General features: G+C 56.7%; 23 protein-coding genes. 15 read left to right on the forward strand and 8 right to left on the reverse strand.

The features are described 5' to 3' along the window. Nucleotides 1-13: 13 nt before the first annotated feature. From waaA to coaD, 3 genes are read left to right on the forward strand one after another with little or no spacing between them, the layout of a single operon-like run. Nucleotides 14-1,288 carry a lipid IV(A) 3-deoxy-D-manno-octulosonic acid transferase gene (waaA, locus tag IPZ49_RS08885; protein ID WP_003860874.1) on the forward strand — a complete coding sequence of 425 codons (1,275 nt, stop codon included), beginning with the start codon at nt 14-16 and terminating at the stop codon, nt 1,286-1,288. Further along, on the forward strand, nt 1,288-2,058 hold the full coding sequence (locus IPZ49_RS08890; protein WP_063147162.1) for a glycosyltransferase family 2 protein: 771 nt from the start codon (nt 1,288-1,290) through the stop codon (nt 2,056-2,058). Before waaA ends, IPZ49_RS08890 begins: the two co-directional genes overlap by 1 nt. Nucleotides 2,059-2,061: 3 nt before the next feature. Continuing rightward, nucleotides 2,062-2,541 (forward strand): pantetheine-phosphate adenylyltransferase, encoded by a 480-nt coding sequence (coaD, locus tag IPZ49_RS08895; RefSeq protein ID WP_022646622.1) that lies wholly within the window; start codon nt 2,062-2,064, stop codon nt 2,539-2,541. A 2-nt stretch (nt 2,542-2,543) separates the two neighbouring features. Here coaD and mutM read toward each other — a convergent pair whose 3' ends face one another. The 4 genes from mutM to radC form a co-directional block, all read right to left on the reverse strand. Next, nucleotides 2,544-3,353 (reverse strand): bifunctional DNA-formamidopyrimidine glycosylase/DNA-(apurinic or apyrimidinic site) lyase, encoded by an 810-nt coding sequence (gene mutM, locus IPZ49_RS08900; RefSeq protein ID WP_003860879.1) that lies wholly within the window; start codon nt 3,351-3,353, stop codon nt 2,544-2,546. A 72-nt stretch (nt 3,354-3,425) separates the two neighbouring features. Further along, complete coding sequence (gene rpmG / locus IPZ49_RS08905; protein ID WP_003024094.1) at nt 3,426-3,593, reverse strand: 50S ribosomal protein L33; 168 nt, start codon at nt 3,591-3,593, stop codon at nt 3,426-3,428. A 22-nt stretch (nt 3,594-3,615) separates the two neighbouring features. Continuing rightward, a complete protein-coding gene (gene rpmB / locus IPZ49_RS08910) occupies nt 3,616-3,852 on the reverse strand; it encodes a 50S ribosomal protein L28 (protein WP_002436699.1) in 237 nt (78 codons plus the stop codon). 217 nt (nt 3,853-4,069) lie between these two features. After that, a complete protein-coding gene (gene radC, locus IPZ49_RS08915; RefSeq protein WP_022646621.1) occupies nt 4,070-4,735 on the reverse strand; it encodes a DNA repair protein RadC in 666 nt (221 codons plus the stop codon). Nucleotides 4,736-4,908: 173 nt separating this feature from the next. Between radC and coaBC the strand changes: the two genes are divergently transcribed. The 3 genes from coaBC (at nt 4,909) to slmA (ending at nt 7,274) form a co-directional block, all read left to right on the forward strand. Further along, nucleotides 4,909-6,120, forward strand: a complete 1,212-nt coding sequence (gene coaBC / locus IPZ49_RS08920) for a bifunctional phosphopantothenoylcysteine decarboxylase/phosphopantothenate--cysteine ligase CoaBC (protein ID WP_113788080.1) — start codon at nt 4,909-4,911, stop codon at nt 6,118-6,120. Beyond that, nucleotides 6,098-6,556 (forward strand): dUTP diphosphatase, encoded by a 459-nt coding sequence (gene dut, locus IPZ49_RS08925; RefSeq protein ID WP_015570042.1) that lies wholly within the window; start codon nt 6,098-6,100, stop codon nt 6,554-6,556. Before coaBC ends, dut begins: the two co-directional genes overlap by 23 nt. Before the next feature lie 121 nt (nt 6,557-6,677). Continuing rightward, nucleotides 6,678-7,274, forward strand: coding sequence for a nucleoid occlusion factor SlmA (slmA, locus tag IPZ49_RS08930; RefSeq protein WP_003860901.1), 597 nt, complete (start codon nt 6,678-6,680; stop codon nt 7,272-7,274). An 82-nt stretch (nt 7,275-7,356) separates the two neighbouring features. Here slmA and pyrE read toward each other — a convergent pair whose 3' ends face one another. Beyond that, a complete protein-coding gene (gene pyrE / locus IPZ49_RS08935; protein ID WP_032622050.1) occupies nt 7,357-7,998 on the reverse strand; it encodes an orotate phosphoribosyltransferase in 642 nt (213 codons plus the stop codon). Between the two features lie 66 nt (nt 7,999-8,064). Next, nucleotides 8,065-8,781 (reverse strand): ribonuclease PH, encoded by a 717-nt coding sequence (gene rph, locus IPZ49_RS08940; RefSeq protein WP_023305205.1) that lies wholly within the window; start codon nt 8,779-8,781, stop codon nt 8,065-8,067. Between the two features lie 125 nt (nt 8,782-8,906). On the opposite strand from rph, the gene IPZ49_RS08945 reads away from it, so the two are divergent. Both IPZ49_RS08945 and IPZ49_RS08950 read left to right on the forward strand, forming a co-directional pair. Next, nucleotides 8,907-9,770, forward strand: a complete 864-nt coding sequence (locus tag IPZ49_RS08945) for a YicC/YloC family endoribonuclease (RefSeq protein ID WP_063147159.1) — start codon at nt 8,907-8,909, stop codon at nt 9,768-9,770. A 205-nt stretch (nt 9,771-9,975) separates the two neighbouring features. Then, a complete protein-coding gene (locus tag IPZ49_RS08950; protein ID WP_023299016.1) occupies nt 9,976-10,593 on the forward strand; it encodes a trimeric intracellular cation channel family protein in 618 nt (205 codons plus the stop codon). Nucleotides 10,594-10,595: 2 nt separating this feature from the next. Here the strand turns inward: IPZ49_RS08950 and ligB are convergent, their stop codons facing one another. Beyond that, entirely contained in the window at nt 10,596-12,266 is a 1,671-nt protein-coding gene (ligB, locus tag IPZ49_RS08955; RefSeq protein ID WP_063147158.1) for an NAD-dependent DNA ligase LigB, read from the reverse strand. Nucleotides 12,267-12,517: 251 nt separating this feature from the next. On the opposite strand from ligB, the gene gmk reads away from it, so the two are divergent. From gmk to recG, 5 genes are read left to right on the forward strand one after another with little or no spacing between them, the layout of a single operon-like run. Continuing rightward, the gene (gmk, locus tag IPZ49_RS08960) at nt 12,518-13,141 is read left to right on the forward strand and encodes a guanylate kinase (RefSeq protein ID WP_006177710.1); all 624 of its coding nucleotides are present in this window, start codon (nt 12,518-12,520) and stop codon (nt 13,139-13,141) included. 54 nt (nt 13,142-13,195) lie between these two features. Then, nucleotides 13,196-13,471, forward strand: coding sequence for a DNA-directed RNA polymerase subunit omega (gene rpoZ / locus IPZ49_RS08965; protein ID WP_000135058.1), 276 nt, complete (start codon nt 13,196-13,198; stop codon nt 13,469-13,471). Between the two features lie 19 nt (nt 13,472-13,490). Beyond that, the gene (gene spoT / locus IPZ49_RS08970) at nt 13,491-15,605 is read left to right on the forward strand and encodes a bifunctional GTP diphosphokinase/guanosine-3',5'-bis pyrophosphate 3'-pyrophosphohydrolase (protein ID WP_033486997.1); all 2,115 of its coding nucleotides are present in this window, start codon (nt 13,491-13,493) and stop codon (nt 15,603-15,605) included. 4 nt (nt 15,606-15,609) lie between these two features. Then, nucleotides 15,610-16,299 (forward strand): tRNA (guanosine(18)-2'-O)-methyltransferase TrmH, encoded by a 690-nt coding sequence (gene trmH, locus IPZ49_RS08975; protein WP_003860922.1) that lies wholly within the window; start codon nt 15,610-15,612, stop codon nt 16,297-16,299. Between the two features lie 3 nt (nt 16,300-16,302). After that, nucleotides 16,303-18,384, forward strand: coding sequence for an ATP-dependent DNA helicase RecG (recG, locus tag IPZ49_RS08980; RefSeq protein ID WP_033486998.1), 2,082 nt, complete (start codon nt 16,303-16,305; stop codon nt 18,382-18,384). 3 nt (nt 18,385-18,387) lie between these two features. On the opposite strand, the gene gltS is transcribed toward recG, so the two are convergent. Then, nucleotides 18,388-19,590, reverse strand: coding sequence for a sodium/glutamate symporter (gene gltS / locus IPZ49_RS08985; RefSeq protein ID WP_006812438.1), 1,203 nt, complete (start codon nt 19,588-19,590; stop codon nt 18,388-18,390). Between the two features lie 225 nt (nt 19,591-19,815). Between gltS and xanP the strand changes: the two genes are divergently transcribed. Together xanP and IPZ49_RS08995 are read left to right on the forward strand one after the other, a co-directional pair. Continuing rightward, entirely contained in the window at nt 19,816-21,207 is a 1,392-nt protein-coding gene (xanP, locus tag IPZ49_RS08990; protein ID WP_015570053.1) for a xanthine/proton symporter XanP, read from the forward strand. A 118-nt stretch (nt 21,208-21,325) separates the two neighbouring features. Continuing rightward, on the forward strand, nt 21,326-23,020 hold the full coding sequence (locus IPZ49_RS08995; protein ID WP_063147155.1) for an AsmA family protein: 1,695 nt from the start codon (nt 21,326-21,328) through the stop codon (nt 23,018-23,020). Nucleotides 23,021-23,097 lie beyond the last annotated feature (77 nt).

A 23,097-nucleotide genomic window follows, 5' to 3' on the forward strand; every position in this document is an offset into this window, starting at 1 on the left:
AACGGATAATCGCTTGGAATTGTTGTATACCGCCCTGCTCTACATCATTCAGCCACTGGTGTGGCTGCGACTGTTGCTTCGTAGCCGTAAAGCGCCTGCGTACCGTAAACGCTGGGCCGAACGCTATGGCTACTGCCGCAATAAAGTGGCGCCGGACGGTATTCTGCTGCATTCCGTGTCAGTCGGGGAAACGCTGGCCGCCATTCCACTGGTGCGTGCCTTACGCCACCGTTATCCGTCACTGCCCATCACCGTCACCACGATGACGCCAACCGGCTCAGAGCGCGTGATGTCTGCCTTCGGTAAAGACGTGCATCACGTCTACCTGCCGTACGATCTCCCCTGCGCCATGAACCGTTTCCTGAATACCGTTCGCCCTAAACTGGTGATCGTCATGGAAACTGAACTGTGGCCGAATATGATTTCCGCCCTGCATGCCCGTAAAATTCCTTTGGTTATCGCCAACGCGCGTCTGTCGGAACGCTCGGCGAAAGGGTACGGCAAGCTGGGTAAATTTATGCGTCGCCTGCTCAGCAAAATTACGCTGATCGCCGCGCAGAACGAAGAAGATGCCGCGCGCTTTATCGCCCTCGGCCTGAAGCGCAACCAGCTTGCGGTCACGGGTAGCCTGAAGTTCGATATTTCCGTCACCCCTGAACTCGCCGCCCGTGCGGTAACGCTGCGTCGTCAGTGGGCGCCGCGTCGCCAGGTCTGGATTGCCACCAGCACCCATGACGGCGAAGAGGCCATTATTCTTCAGGCTCACCGCCAGCTGCTGGAAAAATTCCCTGATTTACTGCTGATTCTGGTTCCTCGCCATCCTGAGCGTTTTAAAGATGCCCGGGAGATGGTGCAAAAAGGCGGTTTCAGCTTCACCCTGCGCAGCAGCGGCGAAATCCCCTCTGGCAGCACGCAGGTGGTGATTGGCGATACGATGGGCGAACTGATGCTGCTGTACGGGATTGCCGATCTTGCTTTCGTTGGCGGAAGCCTGGTGGAGCGCGGTGGTCATAACCCGCTGGAGCCGGCAGCCCACGCCATTCCCGTGCTGATGGGGCCACACACGTTTAACTTCAAAGATATCTGCGCGAAATTGCAGCAAGCCGATGGCTTAATCACCGTGACCGATGCGGACTCGGTGGTCAAAGAGGTCTCAACCCTTCTGACTGACGAAGATTACCGCCTGTGGTACGGTCGTCACGCCGTTGAAGTCCTGCATCAGAACCAGGGCGCACTGACCCGTCTGCTGCAACTTTTGCAACCTTACCTGCCGCAGCGGAGCCACTAATGTCAACGCGTCTGTCGGTCGTGATGATCGCCAAAAACGCCGCCGACCTGCTTCCGGATTGCCTGGCCTCTGTTGCCTGGGCTGACGAAATCGTCATTCTCGATTCCGGAAGTACGGACAATACGGCGGACGTTGCCCGTGCAGCCGGGGCAAAAGTCTTTACCGACACCGACTGGCAGGGCTACGGTATTCAGCGTCAGCGTGCGCAGGGTTACGCCACAGGCGATTACGTGTTGATGATCGATACCGATGAGCGCGTCACCCCGGAACTCCGACAGGCCATTCAAACGGTGCTTGCTGCGCCACAGCCCGGCGCGGTCTACAGTATCGCGCGTCGTAACTATTTTCTGGGCCGCTTTATGCGCCACAGCGGCTGGTACCCCGACCGCGTGATGCGCCTCTATGCTCGCGAGCGTTATCAGTACAACGACAACCTGGTCCATGAGTCTCTGGCCTGCGATAACGCTCAGGTCATCCCCCTGACGGGCGATCTGCTTCATCTGACCTGCCGCGATTTCGCCAGCTTCCAGCGGAAACAGCTGAACTATGCCACCGCCTGGGCACAGGAGCGGCATGTGCGCGGCAAGAAGGCCACGCTGACCGGCATCTTCACCCACACGCTGGGCGCGTTTCTGAAAACGCTGCTGCTACGTGGCGGCGTGCTGGACGGCAAACAGGGCTGGTTACTGGCGGTAGTGAATGCCCAGTATACTTTCAACAAATACACCGAGCTGTGGGCGCTGAACCGCGGCTACTCAGAGAAAACGTGAGCCATGAGCACAAAAGCGATTTATCCGGGTACCTTCGATCCGATCACTAACGGTCATCTTGATATCATCACCCGTGCGGCGTGTATGTTCGACAAGGTGATTCTGGCCATTGCCGCCAGCCCGAGCAAAAAGCCGATGTTTGACCTGAACGAACGCGTGCAGCTTGCCACCGATGCGATTTCGCATTTGTCGAATGTTGAGGTCGTCGGATTCAGCGATTTGATGGCAAACTTTGCCCGTGCCCAGCAGGCCAATATCCTGATCCGCGGTCTTCGCGCGGTAGCAGACTTCGAATATGAGATGCAGCTGGCGCACATGAACCGCCATCTGATGCCGGAGCTGGAGAGCGTATTCCTGATGCCCTCCAAAGAGTGGTCCTTCATCTCTTCTTCGCTGGTGAAAGAGGTGGCGCGCCATCGCGGGGACGTTACCCACTTTCTGCCGGTTAACGTCCACCAGGCGTTGATGGAAAAGTTAAAGTAACCCTACTTCTGGCACTGACGGCAGTAAAACGTGGCGCGCTGAGCGTGCTTCGTGGCAATAATCGGCGTCCCGCATGCTCTGCACGGTTCCCCCTTACGACCATAAACCTGCAACTCCTGCGCAAAATAGCCCGGCTTCCCGTCGCTTTGCAGAAAATCCTTCAGCGTCGTCCCGCCCTGCTCAATTGAGCGCAGTAGTACCGCTTTAATCACTCTGACCAGCAGCTCGCACTCCTGCGCAGACAGCGAAGAGGCCAGCCGATCGGGATGGATCCCGGCGGCAAACAACGATTCGCTGGCATAGATATTCCCCACGCCCACTACCAGCTTGTTATCCATCAGCCAGGGTTTAATCGGGGTTTTCTTTTTCGCGCACTTCTCTTTGAGATAATCCGCGTTAAACGCCTCTGAGAGCGGCTCAGGTCCAAGATGCGCCAGCACGTTGTGCCCTTCCAGCTCTTTGGTCCACAGCCATGCGCCAAAGCGACGCGGGTCGGTGTAACGCAGCACCTTGCCGTTACTCATCACCAGATCAACGTGATCGTGCTTTTCCGCAGGCAACTCTTCGGTGAGGATGCGCAGGCTTCCCGACATGCCCAGATGGATAATGATCCAGCCGTCAGGCAGCTCCAGCAGCAGGTATTTCGCGCGGCGCTGTACGCTCAGGACGGGTTTATCGCTTAACGCGTGGATCTCATCGGACACCGGCCAGCGCAGACGCCCGTTGCGAACGACAGCATGAAGGATAGTCGCGCCAACCAGATGGGGCTCAATGCCGCGGCGGCTGGTCTCTACCTCAGGTAATTCAGGCATGGTTCCTCCGTTGAGATGCAGAATGCAAAAAACCCCGCAGATGCGGGGTTTTTCAATACAAGGAGACTAAAATTATTTGATTTTAGCTTCTTTGTACAGTACGTGCTGGCGTACAACTGGATCGAATTTTTTCAGTTCCAGTTTTTCCGGCTTAGTACGTTTGTTCTTCGTGGTGGTGTAGAAGTGACCTGTACCAGCAGAAGAAACCAGCTTGATTTTCTCGCGAATACCTTTAGCCATGATTTATTTCCTCTTTAAGTACTTAGTACTTTTCGCCACGGGCACGCAGTTCGGACAGAACTGTATCGATGCCTTTCTTATCGATTACACGCATACCTTTAGCAGATACGCGCAGGGTGACAAAACGCTTCTCGCTCTCAACCCAGAAACGGTGAGAGTGCAGGTTCGGCAGGAAACGGCGTTTAGTCGCGTTCAGTGCGTGGGAACGGTTGTTACCGGTCACCGGACGCTTGCCAGTAACTTGGCAGACTCGGGACATGTCTATTCTCCAAAAATCAAATTAGCTCGAGCTTCGTATGGGGTATCGGCGCCTCGTCAGGCTTTACAGCCCGGTCATCGCATAGTTCTATTGAACTCTCGATTGCCAGGCCCAAATGCCAAACCCGAGATTCTCAAAGGTGGCGTAGTATACGCTGACTCGGCGGTGTGCTCAAGTCCCGAACAGACAAAGATCCCGATGGATCGCGAGAAAAGGCCTAAATCCAGCCACGTTCGGCAAAAGAAATGTACTCTCCGCGGCCAATTATCAGATGGTCCAGCACACGAATGTCCATGAATTGACAGCATTTGATAATACGTTCGGTAATTGCTTTGTCAGCTCTGCTTGGTTCTGCACAGCCAGAGGGGTGATTATGCGCGAGGATCACGCCGGCTGCATTCACTTTTATCGCTTCCCGCACAATTTCACGCGGATGCACCTCAACGTGGCTCAATGTTCCCGAAAAAAGGCGGGTATGTTTCAGTACCCGGTTTTTATTGTCGAGAAAGATCACCATAAAGATCTCCCGCTCCAGATCGGAAAGCTGGCTTTGCAGAAATTCGCGGGTCATGTCGGGGGTGAGGATCGGGTCTTCTTCCTCCATACGCACGTTGTAAAATCTCCGGGCCAGCTCGGCAATGCCCCGTAACTGGGCATATTTCGCCACGCCAATACCCTCAACGTGCGTAAACGCCTCCAGCTCGGCGGTCAACAATCCATACAGTGAGCCGAAATGCTCTATCAGCTCTTTCGCCAGCGTAAATACCGTTTTCCCCGGCGTGCCTGTGCGTAAAAAGAGCGCCAGCAGCTCGTCGTCCTTTAACAACGTGACGCCATGGCGCAGCATTTTTTCACGCGGTAGCAGCAGTTCAGTCTCTTCCATGCCCGGCCTCCTTCTGTTTGCCATTATGCTGCCACAGGCAAATTCGGGGCTCGACGCTGGCGTTTCGTTCTTGCGTAGCGCCTCGCAAAGTGAATTAAGGACATCATCACCCCGTTTTAGGGATTGTGATAAAATGCCCGCTCTCTGGTGAAACCCAACAGGAAAGAATCATGATGAGCCTGGCCGGTAAAAAAATCGTTCTTGGCGTCAGCGGCGGTATTGCTGCCTATAAAACGCCAGACCTGGTGCGCCGTTTGCGCGAGCGCGGGGCCGACGTACGGGTCGCGATCACCGAAGGCGGCAAAGCCTTTATCACCCCGCTGAGCCTGCAAGCCGTCTCGGGATACCCGGTATCCGACAGCCTTCTCGACCCGGCAGCCGAAGCCGCAATGGGCCATATTGAGCTGGGGAAATGGGCCGATCTGGTTATCCTTGCCCCCGCCACGGCAGATGTAATTGCCCGCGTGGCGGCCGGGATGGCGAACGATCTGGTAACGACCATTTGCCTCGCCACGCCTGCGCCCGTCGCGGTTGTACCCGCAATGAACCAGCAGATGTATCGCAACGCCGCTACCCAGCATAATCTGGATACGCTGGCCTCGCGCGGCCTGCTAATTTGGGGACCGGAGAGCGGCAGCCAGGCCTGTGGCGACGTGGGGCCAGGGCGTATGCTCGACCCATTGACGATTGTTGATATGGCCGCCGCCCATTTCTCGCCTGTCAACGATCTGCAACATCTCAACATCATGATTACCGCGGGCCCCACGCGCGAGCCGCTGGATCCGGTGCGATACATCACCAACCACAGCTCCGGCAAAATGGGCTTTGCAATTGCTGCCGCGGCAGCCAAACGCGGCGCGAACGTGACGCTGGTGAGCGGCCCGGTGTCGCTTACCACCCCTGCGTTTGTGCGGCGTATTGATGTAACTACCGCGCTGGAAATGGAAGCCGCCGTACAGGCGCTTGCTCAACAGCAGCATATTTTTATCGGCTGTGCGGCCGTCGCTGATTACCGCGCCGAAACCATTGCCGACGCCAAAATTAAAAAGCAAGGTGATGAATTAACAATAAAAATGGTGAAGAACCCGGATATCGTTGCCGGTGTCGCCGCATTGAAAACTCATCGTCCTTACGTTGTTGGGTTTGCCGCAGAAACGAATAATGTGGAAGAATATGCCCGGCAAAAACGTACCCGCAAAAACCTCGATTTGATTTGCGCGAACGACGTATCGCTGTCCACGCAAGGATTTAACAGCGACAGCAACGCATTGCACCTTTTCTGGCAGGATGGAGATAAAGTCTTACCGCTTGAGCGCAAAGAACTCCTGGGCCAACAATTACTGGACGAGATCGTTACCCGTTATGATGAAAAAAATCGACGTTAAGATTCTGGACCCGCGCGTTGGCGAGCAATTTCCGCTGCCAACGTATGCCACCTCCGGCTCTGCCGGTCTTGACCTGCGCGCCTGTCTCGATGACGCCGTAGAACTGGCGCCGGGTGCAACGACCCTGATCCCGACCGGGCTGGCGATTCACATTGCTGACCCGTCACTGGCAGCGGTGATCCTGCCGCGCTCTGGCCTGGGCCATAAGCATGGCGTCGTACTGGGTAACCTGGTCGGCCTGATCGACTCTGACTATCAGGGTCAGCTGATGGTATCCGTCTGGAACCGTGGCCAGGACAGCTTCACCATTGAACCGGGCGAGCGTATCGCGCAGATGGTGTTTGTACCGGTGGTGCAGGCAGAATTTAACCTGGTGGCAGACTTCGACGCTACCGACCGTGGCGAAGGCGGCTTCGGCCATTCCGGGCGCAAATAACCGCCCGACAAACACGCATCTCACAGCGCCATAATGCAATAACAAACCGCAAACGTCAGTTTGCGGGTCGCTGTGTGGTTGCCAGCCTGACAAGTGCTTATTTTCAGGGGTATTTTGTAACATGGCAGAAAAACAAACCGCGAAAAGGAATCGTCGCGAAGAAATACTTCAATCTCTGGCTCTGATGCTTGAATCCAGCGACGGCAGTCAACGCATCACCACCGCCAAGCTGGCGGCCTCTGTGGGCGTGTCAGAGGCGGCGCTGTATCGTCATTTCCCGAGCAAAACCCGGATGTTCGACAGCCTGATCGAGTTTATCGAAGATAGCCTGATCACGCGCATCAACCTGATTCTGAAGGATGAAAAAGACACCAGCACGCGTCTGCGTCTGATTGTGCTGCTGATTCTGGGCTTTGGTGAACGTAACCCGGGTCTGACCCGTATTCTTACCGGCCACGCGCTGATGTTTGAACAGGATCGTCTGCAAGGCCGTATAAACCAGCTTTTTGAGCGTATCGAAGCCCAGCTTCGTCAGGTTCTGCGCGAGAAGAAAATGCGGGAAGGTGAGGGATATAATACGGATGAGACGCTGCTGGCAAGCCAGATCCTGGCATTTTGCGAAGGGATGCTCTCCCGGTTTGTGCGCAGCGAGTTTAAATATCGACCAACGGACGATTTTGACGCCCGCTGGCCGTTAGTAGCAGCACAATTACAGTAACGCCATCGCCGGATGGCGGCTTCGCCTTATCCGGCCTACGAACAGGTAGGCCCGGTAAGCGTAGCGCCACCGGGCAATTGAATTATACGCCAAACTCTTCGCGGTATTGACGTACCGCCGCCAAGTGATCCGCCATTTCAGGCTTCTCTTCCAGATATGCAATCAGGTCTGTCAGCGTGATGATAGAGATCACTTTGCAGCCATAATCGCGTTCCACTTCCTGAATAGCAGAGATGTCGCCACGCCCACGCTCCTGACGATCGAGCGAAATCAGCACACCCGCAAGCGTTGCACCGTTAGCCTGGATAATTTCCATCGATTCACGGATCGCGGTGCCTGCGGTGATCACGTCATCTACCAGCATCACGCGGCCCTGCAACGCACTGCCTACCAGATTGCCGCCTTCACCGTGGGTTTTGGCCTCTTTACGGTTAAAGCAGTACGGTACGTCGCGGTCATGGTGCTCCGCCAGCGCCACCGCCGTGGTGGTTGCAATTGGAATGCCTTTGTACGCGGGGCCAAACAGCAGATCGAAATCAATCCCGGAATCCACCAGCGCTTCGGCATAGAAGCGGCCTAACAGTGCCAGGTCGCGCCCGGTATTAAACAGCCCGGCGTTGAAGAAATACGGGCTTTTACGCCCGGATTTCAGCGTGAACTCGCCAAACTTAAGTACCTGCTTGTTAAGCGCAAACTCAATAAACTGGCGCTGATACGATTTCATGGATTTGCTCCTTTGTCTTTTCAGTCTTACAGGCAAAAAAAAGGCGACTCATTGGTCGCCTTAAAATCAATTTTCTAACGCCGCTTTCTGCGTCGCTACAATAGATTCAATACCCCCTCGGGCCAACGCCAGCAAGGTGAGCAGTTCTTCGTGAGTGAATGGCTCGCCTTCTGCCGTGCCCTGCACTTCAATGATGCGACCATCTTCGGTCATCACCACGTTCATGTCGGTTTCTGCGGCAGAATCTTCAACGTATTCCAGATCGCAAAGCGCTTCGCCGTTAACAATACCAACGGAGACAGCAGCAACCATCCCTTTCATTGGGTTGGTTTTCAGCTTACCGGCGGCAACCAGCTTGTTCAGCGCATCTGCCAGCGCCACACAAGCACCGGTAATGGAGGCCGTACGCGTGCCGCCATCGGCCTGGATCACGTCGCAGTCCAGCGTGATGGTGAACTCACCCAGCGTTTTTAAGTCAACCGCGGCGCGGAGCGCACGTGCGATCAGGCGCTGGATCTCCATAGTACGGCCGCCCTGCTTACCTTTTGCCGCTTCACGGGCATTACGGGTATGGGTTGCGCGCGGCAACATACCGTATTCCGCGGTGATCCACCCCTGCCCCTGACCTTTCAGGAAGCGAGGCACGCCCTCTTCGATGGACGCGGTGCAAAGCACTTTGGTGTCACCAAACTCAACCAGCACGGAGCCTTCAGCGTGTTTTGTATAGTTACGGGTCAGGGTGACGGGACGCACCTGGTTGGTGCTACGACCTGCTGGACGCATGATGGATTCTCCGGCTTGAAACGAATGTGGCTGCGCATTATACGGATAAAGGACGCTTATTCCTATCCTGAGAAGCCCCTGAAAGCTATAATCCCCCCATCTCTCCTTTAAAAACGGGAATGTCTATGATCCGCAGTATGACCGCCTACGCCCGGCGTGAAATCAAGGGTAGCTGGGGTAGCGCTACCTGGGAAATGCGCTCGGTAAACCAGCGCTATCTGGAAACATATTTCCGTATGCCGGAACAGTTGCGCAGCCTGGAGCCCGTGGTGCGTGAGCGTATCCGTACGCGTCTGACCCGCGGGAAAGTGGAATGTAATTTGCGTTTTGAGCCCGATGCCAGTGCCCAGGGCGAACTGATCCTGAACGAAAAGCTGGCAAAACAGCTGGTTAATGCGGCGAACTGGGTCAAAATGCAAAGCGATGAAGGCGAGATCAACCCGGTTGATATTCTGCGCTGGCCTGGCGTGATGGCCGCCGGAGAGCAGGATCTGGACGCGATTACCGCTGAAATCCTGGCTGCACTCGACGGCACGCTGGATGACTTTATCGTTGCCCGCGAAACCGAAGGCCAGGCGCTGAAAGCGATGATTGAGCAACGCCTTGAAGGCGTGAGCGCCGAAGTGGCTAAAGTGCGCGCGCATATGCCAGAAGTGCTGCAATGGCAGCGTGAGCGACTTGTCGCCAAACTGGAAGAGGCGGAAGTCCAACTGGAAAACAACCGTCTGGAACAAGAGCTGGTGCTGATGGCGCAGCGTGTGGACGTGGCTGAAGAGCTGGATCGTCTGGAAGCGCACGTTAAAGAGACCTATAACATCCTGAAGAAGAAAGAAGCGGTAGGCCGCCGTCTCGACTTTATGATGCAGGAGTTCAACCGCGAGTCGAACACGCTGGCGTCTAAGTCTATCAATGCAGAGGTGACCAATTCAGCGATTGAACTGAAGGTCCTGATTGAGCAGATGCGCGAGCAGATCCAGAATATCGAGTAATACCTTTCAGGGTGGTGTCTGGCACATCACCCATTACTTTTTCTAATCCTTATTTATCCTTACTTTCTTTGCCTCCCGCCTTATCACAAGCCCGCCTGGCATGCGTTGATAAATTCCTTTAGGGCAAACCCCCTCGCCTTAGAAAATCTCAATCGTGATCTTGCGCACAAATCGCTAACCTCCTCCACTTCATTCCGGAGGGTTTATGCTGCTTCACATTCTCTATCTTATTGGCATTACCGCTGAAGCCATGACCGGCGCGCTTGCCGCCGGACGTCGCCGAATGGACACCTTCGGCGTGATCATTATTGCCACGGCCACTGCGCTCGGCGGCGGGTCCGTGCGCGATATCCTGCTTGGCCATTATCCGCTCGGCTGGGTTAAAAACCCTGAGTACGTCATTATCGTGGCAACGGCAGCCGTGTTAACCACGATTGTAGCCCCGGTGATGCCTCATCTGCGCCGCTTGTTCCTGGTGCTGGATGCGCTTGGGCTGATTGTTTTTTCCATCATTGGCGCACAAATTGCTCTCGATATGGGTGAAGGCCCGGTTATCGCCACCATTGCGGCGGTGATCACGGGCGTGTTTGGCGGGGTGCTGCGCGATATGTTCTGCAAACGTATCCCGCTGGTTTTCCAGAAGGAACTGTACGCCGGCATCTCCTTTGCCGCGGCAGTGCTTTATGTCGCCTTGCAGCACTATGTCACCAACCACGATGTGGTGGTTATCTCCACGCTGCTGTTTGGTTTCACCGCGCGTATGCTGGCATTGCGCCTGAAGCTGGGCCTGCCCGTTTTTCATTACAAGCACAACGCGCATTAATGTCAGAACCCGTTAATGTGCTGCTCAGCCAGCCACCTTGCCAGCCTATCAACGGGAGGCGCATGCAGCCAGTTAACGACCTGCTGCGCCTTCTCTTCACCTGTTCCCGGCAAAGCCTGCCAGTCAGCGGCGCTCCGCTGATTCAGCGCCTGCCACGACGCCGCCCCAACCGCATTCAGCGTGGCTTTTGTCAGCGGGATCCCCATCGCTGTGACCCAGCGAATAAAAGGTTGTTTGCGCACAATATTAAAACGATGCCAGAGCGATAACCCGCGCCCGGCGGAAAAGCCAGGCGTGGACTGTAGCTGCGCCTGCGTCAGTGTTAACCACGAAAAAATATGCTCGAAACGATGCGTCTGATGAAGCGTTCGCCAGCCCGCCTCGCCTAACCCCTCGATCCCTAGCCCTTGTTTTGAGCTAAGCCACGTCAACCGGGCAAAGAACTGTTCCATACACGCTGGTGAGGCATAAAAACAGGTCAGCGAGTGGTACTGCAGGGCCGGAGGTTCTGGTTTTTCCCTGTTCGCTCCCCGCCAGACAACTCGATCGAATCGGGGGATCCCCTGCCCGGCGAGGCTTATCAGAACCTGATCGCCGGGAACAATATCCAGCCGCTGCCAGCGTGTGACCGACCCCAGGCTCACCCGCCGCACCTGTTTATCATCAAGCTTTACTGGATCCAGTTCGGCTACAACGGACACCTTGCCCGTTCGCCCGACGCCAAACTGTATCCCTCGTACTTCAGCAACCTGAGCGACAGGCGTATATTTCCATGCGACAACCCAACGGCCTTCACCGGGTAACCAACCGTCGCCCGCGGGTTCATCCGCTGAACGCACCACAATGCCGTCCGTGGCAAAGGGCAATGCTGTTGTATGCCACGCTGAACGCTGCGCTTCGACCGCATTCACAGACGCGGCGGACAGCGTATAACGCGCCGTCAGGGTGAACCCGGCTTTTGACAACGCATCCAGAGATACCTGCATCTCTTTAGGTCCATCCGGCCAGGCCCAGATAAACACGCCGAGCTGCCTGAGAAGTGCGCTATCGTTATGACGCATCATGGCGCCCGCCACTTTTGCCCGCATGTTCATCCCCCCCATCTGACGCTGGATGTGGTTTTCATGAATCCAGAACAGTTCACCCTGTAAGACGCTATTTGCCAGGGGGCCGGACAGGTTTTGCGGAACAGAGGGGATTGATCGAACCTGCGCCGTCCAGTCTTCACCTTTCACACCGTTGCCACGGCTAATGGCCCGGACAAGCTTCCCGCCCTGGTACACCAGCGTCACAGCCACGCCATCCACTTTGGGCTGCATCCAGAGATGTTGCCGGGCTCGCATCCACTGGCTGAGCTCAGCTTTACTGGCAACCTTATGCACGCCCGTATGCGCAACCGGGTGTGTCACACTACCTGTCAGAGGTGGCGGTCTCTCTTCGGAAGAGACATGACCAAAGCAGCGCTGCCACTGGTTCAACCGCGCGTTAAGCTGATCGTAAACCCCGTCATCAACGTCACTGACTCCCTGCTTCCAGTAAGCATCGTCCCAGCGTTTGATCTGCGCGCTCAGCGCTACAATTTCCTTTTCTGCTTTTGCCTGCGACCATACCGGGCATACCGCTAACCCGGTGCTACACCACAACAGCGCAAACCCGCTTATCCATCGCCACATTATTACCCCTCCTTTGCGTTGGAGGAGGTATAACCCGGTATTGAAAACGACGCGAATGGCAACGTTACGCTTTACGAGGCGTTATCCAGCGTTTCTTTTTGTTGCTGCAAACCGCAGACAAAACCTGAAAACGGCACGCAAAATTTAATCATCCACGGGAAAAAGTGTGACAAAGGCTACGTCACACAGCGGCGACGTGTATAATAAGCCCGTATGTAGGACTTCTTCGTTAACACATACAAAAGACTCTCATGGCTCAAGGCACGCTTTATATTGTTTCTGCCCCTAGTGGCGCGGGTAAATCCAGCCTTATTCAGGCACTGTTAAAAACCCAACCGTTGTACGATACGCAGGTTTCTGTTTCTCACACCACGCGAGCACCGCGTCCGGGTGAGGTGCACGGTGAACACTATTTCTTTGTGAATCACGACGAATTCAGAGCGATGATTGGCAGAGACGCGTTTCTTGAACACGCAGAAGTATTCGGTAACTACTACGGTACTTCGCGTGAAACCATTGAGCAGGTTCTGGCGACCGGCGTGAACGTGTTCCTGGATATCGACTGGCAGGGCGCGCAGCAAATTCGTAAGAAAATGCCTGATTCGCGCAGTATTTTTATTCTACCGCCATCGAAAGATGAACTGGATCGTCGCCTGCGTGGTCGCGGCCAGGATAGCGAAGAAGTTATCGCGAAGCGTATGGCACAGGCTGTTGCAGAAATGAGCCATTACGCGGAATACGATTACCTTATTGTGAATGATGATTTTGATGCCGCGCTGAGCGATCTCAAAACTATCCTTCGCGCAGAACGTCTGCGTATGAGCCGCCAGAAGCAGCGACATGACGCATTAATCACCAAACTGTTGGCAGACTGAACCCACTTTCAGTATCATGCCCAGTCATTTCTTCACCTGTGGAGCATTTTAAGTATGGCACGCGTAACTGTTCAGGACGCTGTAGAGAAAATTGGTAACCGTTTTGACCTGGTACTGGTCGCCGCGCGTCGCGCTCGTCAGATGCAGGTAGGCGGTAAAGATCCGCTGGTACCGGAAGAAAACGATAAAACCACCGTTATTGCACTTCGCGAAATCGAAGAAGGTCTGATCAACAACCAGATCCTCGACGTGCGTGAGCGCCAGGAGCAGCAAGAGCAGGAAGCCGCAGAACTGCAGGCCGTAACCGCCATTGCTGAAGGTCGTCGTTAATTAAACCTGCGGGTCGCCCTTGTATCTGTTTGAAAGCCTGAATCAACTGATTCAAACCTACCTGCCTGAAGACCAGATTAAGCGTCTTCAGCAGGCGTATCTCGTTGCACGTGACGCTCACGAGGGCCAGACACGTTCAAGCGGTGAACCCTATATCACGCACCCGGTAGCGGTGGCCTGTATTCTGGCCGAGATGAAACTCGACTACGAAACGCTCATGGCCGCCCTGCTGCATGACGTGATTGAAGATACCCCTGCCACCTACCAGGACATGGAACAGCTGTTTGGCAAAAGCGTTGCCGAGCTGGTGGAAGGGGTCTCTAAGCTTGATAAGCTGAAATTCCGCGATAAGAAAGAGGCACAGGCCGAAAACTTCCGCAAGATGATCATGGCGATGGTGCAGGATATCCGCGTCATTCTCATCAAACTGGCTGACCGCACCCACAATATGCGCACGCTGGGCTCACTTCGCCCGGATAAACGTCGCCGCATCGCCCGTGAAACCCTCGAAATTTACAGTCCGCTGGCGCACCGTTTAGGTATTCATCACATTAAAACCGAGCTGGAAGAGCTGGGTTTTGAGGCGTTGTACCCGAACCGCTATCGCGTGATTAAAGAGGTGGTGAAAGCCGCTCGCGGTAACCGTAAAGAGATGATTCAAAAGATCCTCTCTGAAATCGAAGGGCGTTTGCAGGAAGCGGGCATTCCGTGCCGCGTGAGCGGTCGCGAAAAGCATTTGTACTCTATCTACTGCAAAATGGTGCTTAAAGAGCAGCGTTTTCACTCGATCATGGATATCTACGCGTTCCGCGTCATCGTCCACGATTCAGACACCTGTTATCGCGTGCTGGGGCAGATGCACAGCCTGTACAAGCCGCGTCCGGGGCGCGTCAAAGATTACATCGCCATTCCAAAAGCGAACGGATACCAGTCTTTGCACACCTCCATGATTGGCCCGCACGGTGTCCCTGTTGAGGTGCAGATTCGTACCGAAGATATGGATCAGATGGCGGAGATGGGTGTCGCGGCGCACTGGGCTTATAAAGAGCACGGCGGCGAAAGCAGTACCACCGCGCAAATCCGCGCCCAGCGCTGGATGCAGAGCCTGCTGGAGCTGCAACAGAGCGCAGGTAGCTCGTTTGAATTTATCGAGAGCGTTAAATCCGATCTCTTCCCGGATGAGATTTACGTTTTCACGCCGGAAGGGCGCATTGTCGAACTGCCTGCGGGCGCGACACCGGTCGACTTCGCTTACGCCGTGCATACCGATATCGGCCATGCCTGCGTAGGTGCCCGCGTCGACAGGCAGCCTTATCCGCTGTCGCAGCCGCTTTTCAGCGGACAGACGGTGGAGATCATTACCGCGCCGGGGGCACGTCCTAACGCCGCCTGGCTGAACTTTGTCGTGAGCTCAAAAGCGCGCGCAAAAATCCGCCAGCTGCTGAAAAACCTCAAGCGCGACGACTCCGTTAGCCTTGGGCGTCGTTTGCTCAATCACGCGCTGGGTGGCAGCCGCAAACTGGCAGAGATCCCACCAGAAAACATTCAGCATGAGCTGGAGCGTATGAAGCTCGCCTCGCTGGATGACCTGCTGGCAGAGATTGGTCTCGGCAACGCCATGAGCGTGGTCGTGGCGAAGAATCTGCAACAAGGCGAAACGACAGCCGTTCCTGCCACCACGCAAACTCATGGTCACCTGCCGATCAAAGGCGCTGACGGGGTGCTCATCACCTTCGCCAAATGCTGCCGTCCTATCCCGGGCGACCCGATTATTGCGCACGTCAGCCCAGGTAAAGGGCTGGTGATCCACCATGAATCCTGCCGTAACATCCGTGGCTATCAGAAAGAGCCAGAGAAGTTCATGGCGGTCGAGTGGGATAAAGAGACGGCGCAGGAATTTATCACTGAAATCAAGGTGGATATGTTCAACCACCAGGGTGCACTGGCGAACCTGACGGCAGCGATCAACACGGCCTCGTCCAACATTCAAAGCCTGAATACGGAAGAAAAAGATGGCCGCGTTTACAGCGCCTTTATTCGCCTGACCGCCCGTGACCGCGTGCATCTGGCCAATATTATGCGCAAGATCCGCGTGATGCCGGATGTCATTAAAGTCACCCGTAACCGAAACTAGCATTATGAATTCAAAACGTTACGAGCGAATCTGCGAAATGCTCGCCAGGCGTCAGCCTGATCTGACGGTCTGCATGGAGCAGGTCCATAAACCTCATAACGTCTCTGCTATCGTCCGCACCGCAGATGCCGTCGGCGTGCATGAAGTCCACGCCGTCTGGCCAGGCGCACGTATGCGTACCATGGCCTCCACCGCCGCAGGCAGCAACAGCTGGGTATCCGTGAAAACTCACCAGACTATTGGTGAAGCGGTCTCGCACCTGAAAGGGCGTGGCATGCAGGTTCTGGCAACCAACCTCTCTGCTAAAGCCGTGGATTTCCGTGAGATCGACTACACCCGTCCGACCTGCATTTTAATGGGCCAGGAGAAAACGGGGATCACGCAGGAAGCACTGGATTTGGCCGATCGGGACATCATCATTCCAATGATCGGCATGGTCCAGTCACTCAACGTGTCGGTCGCCTCAGCGCTGATCCTGTATGAAGCGCAGCGCCAGCGTCAGAATGCCGGAATGTACGAGCGCAGCAACAGCATGCTGCCTGAAGAGGAGCAGCAGCGCCTGCTGTTTGAAGGTGGCTATCCGGTGCTGGCTCGCGTTGCGAAGCAGAAGAAATTGCCTTACCCCCACGTCAACGCGCAGGGCGAAATAGAAGCCGATGCCGAGTGGTGGTCCACCATGCAGTACGCGGGGTAAATCATGAAAGGCCGCCTGCTGGACGCCATACCGCTCAACAGCCTGACGGGCGTGGGCGCGGCACAAAGCAGTAAACTGGCGAAGATAGGCCTGCACACCGTGCAGGATCTCCTGCTCCACCTCCCCCTGCGTTACGAAGACCGTACTCAGCTTTATAAGATTGGCGATCTGCTGCCCGCTATTTACGCCACCGTTGAAGGGGAAGTGCTGAACTGCAACATCACCTTTGGCGGACGCAGGATGATGACCTGCCAGATCAGCGACGGCACCGGCATTCTCACCATGCGCTTTTTCAACTTCAATGCGGCGATGAAAAATAGCCTTGCCACTGGACGACGCGTACTTGCGTACGGTGAAGCCAAACGGGGCAAATACGGCGCGGAGATGATCCACCCGGAATACCGCGTGCAGGGCGATCTCAGCTCACCTGAGCTACAGGAGACGCTCACGCCGGTCTATCCAACCACTGAAGGCATTAAGCAGGCTACGCTGCGCAAGCTCACCGACCAGGCGCTGGAGCTGCTTGATACCTGCGCCATTAACGAGCTGCTGCCGCCGGAGCTGGCGCAGGGCATGATGAGCCTGCCGGAGGCGTTGCGCACCCTGCACCGTCCACCGCCAACGCTTCAGCTTGTTGATTTAGAGAGCGGGAAACACCCCGCCCAACGGCGTCTTATCCTTGAGGAATTACTGGCTCACAACCTGAGCATGCTGGCCCTGCGCGCAGGTGCGCAGCGTTTCCACGCGCAGCCATTAAGCCAGCGTGATGAGCTCAAAGATAAGCTGCTGGCCTCACTGCCGTTTAAACCCACCGGCGCCCAGGCGCGGGTGACTGCCGAGATCGAACGCGATATGGCGCTGGATGTGCCAATGATGCGCCTGGTGCAGGGCGACGTGGGTTCCGGTAAAACGCTGGTCGCCGCGCTGGCCGCTTTGCGCGCCATCGCCCACGGTAAGCAGGTGGCGCTGATGGCGCCGACGGAACTGCTGGCCGAGCAGCACGCCAACAATTTCCGGAACTGGTTTGCCCCGCTGGGAATTGAAGTGGGCTGGCTGGCCGGGAAGCAGAAGGGCAAAGCGCGCCTTGCGCAGCAGGAAGCCATTGCCAGCGGGCAGGTGCAGATGATTGTCGGCACGCACGCCATTTTCCAGGAACAGGTGCAGTTTAACGGCCTGGCGCTGGTGATTATCGACGAACAGCACCGCTTTGGTGTTCATCAGCGTCTGGCGCTGTGGGAGAAAGGTCTGCAACAGGGCTTCCACCCACATCAGCTGATCATGACCGCCACGCCGATTCCGCGCACCCTGGCGATGACGGCCTATGCCGATCTGGATACCTCCACCATCGACGAACTCCCCCCGGGCCGTACGCCGGTGACGACGGTCGCCATTCCGGACACGCGCCGCAACGACATCATTGACCGCGTGCGCAACGCCTGCACCCACGAAGGACGTCAGGCTTACTGGGTCTGTACCCTGATTGAAGAGTCTGAGCTGCTGGAAGCGCAGGCTGCCGAAGCCACGTGGGAAGAGTTAAAGCTCGCCCTGCCGGAGCTGAACGTCGGTCTGGTTCACGGGCGCATGAAGCCTGCCGAGAAGCAGGCGGTGATGCAGTCGTTCAAACAGGGCGAGCTGCATTTGCTGATCGCGACCACGGTCATCGAAGTGGGCGTGGACGTGCCGAACTCCAGCCTGATGATTATTGAGAACCCGGAGCGCCTGGGCCTGGCGCAGCTCCACCAGCTACGAGGCCGCGTGGGCCGTGGCGCGATCGCCTCTCACTGCGTGCTGCTCTACAAAGCCCCTCTGTCGAAAACCGCGCAGATGCGTTTGCAGGTATTACGCGACAGCAATGACGGCTTCGTCATTGCGCAAAAAGATCTGGAGATCCGCGGCCCGGGCGAACTGCTGGGCACGCGTCAGACGGGTAACGCCGAGTTTAAAGTGGCGGATTTATTGCGCGATCAGGCCATGATCCCCGAAGTACAACGCCTTGCGCGTCATATTCATGAACGCTACCCCGAACAGGCGGCAGCGTTAATTGAACGCTGGATGCCGGAAACCGAGCGGTATTCCAACGCCTGACGGTCAGCCAAACATCGGCAGCATCAGGTAGAGCTTAATGACCAGCGCGTTGACGATATCAATGAAGAATGCGCCCACCATCGGCACCACCAGAAACGCCATGTGCGACGGGCCGAACCGTTCGGTGATCGCCTGCATATTCGCGATGGCCGTTGGCGTCGCTCCCAGACCAAACCCACAGTGGCCCGCAGCCAGTACCGCCGCATCATAGTTTTTGCCCATCATGCGCCAGGTAACAAAGATGGCATACAGCGCCATGAACACGGCCTGCACCGCCAGGATCGCCACCATCGGCAGCGCCAGCGAGGCCAGTTCCCACAGCTTGAGGCTCATCAGCGCCATCGCCAGGAACAGCGACAGGCTGACGTTCCCCAGCACGGACACCGCGCGCTCAAAGACGCGGTAGAAGCCCATCTGCGCCAGACCGTTGCTCAGGATCACCCCGATAAACAGCACGCAGACAAAGGTTGGCAGTTCGAAAGCCGTTCCCGCCAGCCATTGCGCAACGATTTTGCCCACGGTAAGGCAGATGGCAATCATGGCGATGGTTTCAATCATCACCAGCGAGGTGATGCTGCGGCCAACGTCCGGTTTTTCAAATGCGGTCGGCACCATTTCATCGTCTGGCCTGCCTTCCGGCGTGGTGGAGTGTTTCACCAGATAGCGCGCCACCGGGCCGCCAATCAGCCCGCCAAGCACCAGGCCAAAGGTCGCGCAGGCCATTGCCACTTCCGTTGCGTTTTCAAAGCCATAGCGTTCGATGAACAGCTTGCTCCACGCCGCGCCCGTTCCGTGGCCACCTGACAGGGTAATCGACCCCGCCAGCAGACCCATCAGCGGATCCAGCCCCAGCAATGACGCCATACCGATGCCGATGGCGTTTTGCATCAGCAGCAGGCCCACCACAACAATCAGAAACACGCCCAGCACCTTGCCGCCCGAACGCAGGCTTGCGAGGTTAGCGTTCAGGCCGATAGTGGCAAAGAAGGCCAGCATCAACGGATCTTTCAGGGACATATCAAAATCGATTTCCCAGCCCATGCTTTTTTTCAGCACCAGCAGGGCCAGCGCCACCAGCAATCCACCGGCGACAGGTTCAGGGATGGTGTACTTTTTCAGAAAGGAAACACTGTGTACCAGCTTGCGACCAAGCAGAAGAACCAGCGTTGCGGCAACAAGGGTCGACAACGTATCGAGATGAATCATAAAAGGCTCCTGTTATGCGCGTGTTCCATACACACGCGGCGTTATCCTGGGCCGGGTGATGCTCGTCATGAGCCGCCGGCGCGAAAAGTGTAATTTTTTTTTCCTGTTCGTTGTAGAAAACCTGCTCACACCGGCAGATTTTCTCTCTTTTTTTTGCTGGCAATCGTTTGCTTTTACCAGGTGGTCAGCTAAAATGCCCGCTTTTCCACCGTGGGATTGCCGCCGATGTCTGTTAACACTCTGGAGTCTGCTGATGCGCAACCGATTGCGCAGAAGCAAAACAGCGAACTGATTTACCGCCTTGAAGATCGTCCCCCGCTGCCTCAAACCCTGTTTGCCGCCTGCCAGCACCTGCTGGCGATGTTCGTTGCGGTCATCACGCCGGCTCTGCTGATTTGCCAGGCGCTGGGGTTACCGGCGCAGGATACGCAACACATCATCAGTATGTCTCTGTTCGCTTCCGGCGTGGCCTCCATCATTCAAATTAAAGCCTGGGGTCCGGTGGGCTCGGGTTTGCTGTCGATTCAGGGCACCAGCTTTAACTTTGTGGCGCCGCTGATCATGGGCGGTACGGCACTGAAAACCGGCGGCGCAGATGTCCCGACGATGATGGCGGCGCTTTTCGGCACCCTGATGCTGGCAAGCTGCACAGAGATGATCATTTCCCGCGTTCTGCATCTGGCGCGCCGGGTGATCACCCCGCTGGTCTCCGGCGTGGTGGTGATGATTATCGGCCTGTCACTGATCCAGGTGGGTCTGACCTCCATCGGGGGCGGCTACGCGGCAATGAGCGACCATACCTTCGGCGCGCCGAAAAACCTGCTGCTGGCAGGCGTCGTGCTGGCGATCATTATTCTGCTTAACCGCCAGCGTAACCCGTACCTGCGCGTGGCATCGCTGGTGATCGCCATGGCGGCCGGTTACCTGCTGGCGTGGGCGCTGGGCATGCTGCCGGAAAACACCACCCCAACCAACAGCGCGTTGATTACCGTGCCAACGCCGCTCTACTACGGCCTGGGCATTGACTGGAGTCTGCTCCTGCCGCTGATGCTGGTCTTTATGATCACTTCGCTGGAAACCATCGGCGATATCACCGCCACCTCCGACGTGTCCGAGCAGCCGGTCTCCGGCCCGCTGTACATGAAACGTCTGAAAGGCGGCGTGCTGGCGAACGGACTGAACTCGTTTGTCTCGGCGGTGTTCAACACCTTCCCGAACTCCTGCTTCGGCCAGAACAACGGCGTGATCCAGCTGACCGGCGTGGCCAGCCGCTACGTGGGCTTCGTGGTGGCGCTGATGCTGGTGGTCCTCGGCCTGTTCCCGGCGGTAAGCGGCTTTGTGCAGCACATCCCTGAGCCGGTTCTGGGCGGAGCAACGCTGGTGATGTTCGGTACTATCGCGGCCTCTGGCGTGCGTATCGTCTCCCGCGAGCCGCTGAACCGCCGCGCAATCATGATTATTGCGCTGTCTCTCGCCGTAGGGCTTGGCGTCTCCCAGCAGCCGATGATTTTGCAGTTTGCCCCGGACTGGGTGAAAAACCTGCTCTCTTCCGGCATCGCCGCGGGCGGTATTACCGCTATCGTGCTGAATCTCATTTTCCCGCCTGAAAAGAACTGATCCCCACACGGCAGGCTGTCAATGCCTGCCGTGACATCTCTTTACACCATTCCCGCCTTGAGCATTGCGCATAAATCGTGCATAACACCCTTATGTGCGTTTCGCGGGAAGGAAGACCATGAAATTTATTGGAAAGCTGCTTATCTATCTTCTGGTAGCCCTGCTCATTGTAGTGCTCGCCTTTTATTTTCTGCTCCAGACCCGCTGGGGCGCATCGCAGGTCAGCAGCTGGATCACGGTGAATACCGATTACGAGCTCAACTTTGACCTGATGGATCACCGCTTTTCATCCCCTTCTCACATCCTTCTGGAAAACGTTACCTTCGGACGAGATGGCAAACCGGCCACGCTGGTCGCTAAAAAAGTGGATATTGGCTTAAGCAGCCGCCAGATCACCGACCCGCTGCATATGGATGCCATCACCCTGTTCGATGGCACGCTGAATTTATCGCCGCAGACGGCGCCGCTGCCGTTCCAGGCCGACCGTCTGCAACTGAATAACATGGCCTTTAACAGCCCGAATACGGAGTGGGATCTCAGTGCGCAAAAGGTGACCGGCGGCGTCAGCCCGTGGCAGCCCGAGGCGGGGAACGTACTGGGGAAAAATGCGCAAATCCAGATGAGCGCCGGGTCGCTCACGCTCAACGGCATACCGGCCAACAACGTGCTGATTCAGGGACAACTCAACGGCAAAGAGGTGGTGCTCAATACCATCGGTGCCGATATGGCGCGCGGCTCGCTTACGGGGTCGGCTCAGCGTAATGCCGACGGTGGCTGGGTTATCGACACCCTGCGTCTGAATGAGATCCGCCTGCAAAGCGACAAATCGCTGCTGGATTTCTTCGCTCCTCTCTCCACCCTGCCTTCGTTACAGATTGGGCGGCTGGAAGTGACCGATGCCCGTCTACAGGGGCCAGACTGGGCGGTAACCGACCTCGATCTCAGCCTGCGTAACCTCACCCTGAGTAAAGGGGACTGGCAAAGCCAGGAGGGACGGTTATCCATGAACGCCAGCGAATTTATCTACGGCTCGCTGCATCTTTTTGACCCTATCCTGAACGCGGAATTCTCCCCGCAGGGCATTGCGCTGCGTCAGTTCACTTCCCGCTGGGAAGGGGGCATGGTGCGCACCTCCGGCAACTGGCTGCGCGACGGGAACGCGCTGGTGCTGGACGACGTTGCCATTGCCGGGCTGGAATATACGCTTCCGGAAAACTGGAAAACGCTGTGGATGGATCCGCTCCCGGCATGGCTGAACAGCGTGACGCTGAAAAAATTCGGCCTGAGCCGCAACCTGGTGATCGACATCGATCCGGCGTTCCCATGGCAGATCACCTCCCTCGACGGTTATGGCGCTAATCTGCGTCTGGCGCAAGACCACAAGTGGGGCGTGTGGGGCGGTAACGCAACCCTGAACGGGGCGGCAGCAACCTTTAACCGCGTCGACGTGCGACGCCCGTCGCTGGCGCTGAATGCCAACGCCGCGACGGTAAACATTACCGACCTGAGCGCCTTTACCGAGAAAGGGATCCTGGAAGCGACCGCCACCGTGTCACAGCTGCCACAGCGACAAACCACCGTGAGCGTGAACGGGCGCGGCGTACCACTCAACGTCTTGCAGCAGTGGGGCTGGCCAGCGCTGCCGATTACGGGCGACGGCAATATTCAGCTCACCGCCAGCGGCAGCGTGCAGGCGAATGCGCCGCTGAAGCCGACGGTGAACGGGAAGCTGAGCGCGGTAAATATGGATAAACAGCAGGTGCAGCAGACGATGACCGGCGGGATGGTGTCGGCGGTGGCTCCGGCACAGTAAAAAGCCGGGTGGCGGCTTCGCCTTACCCGGCCTACGAGATTTTGGTTCCCTCTCCCCGTGGGCTGAGGGTTCCCCAC

Origin of the sequence: Enterobacter cloacae complex sp. S2 (assembly GCF_015159675.1) — a bacterium.
GTDB lineage: Bacteria > Pseudomonadota > Gammaproteobacteria > Enterobacterales > Enterobacteriaceae > Enterobacter > Enterobacter intestinihominis.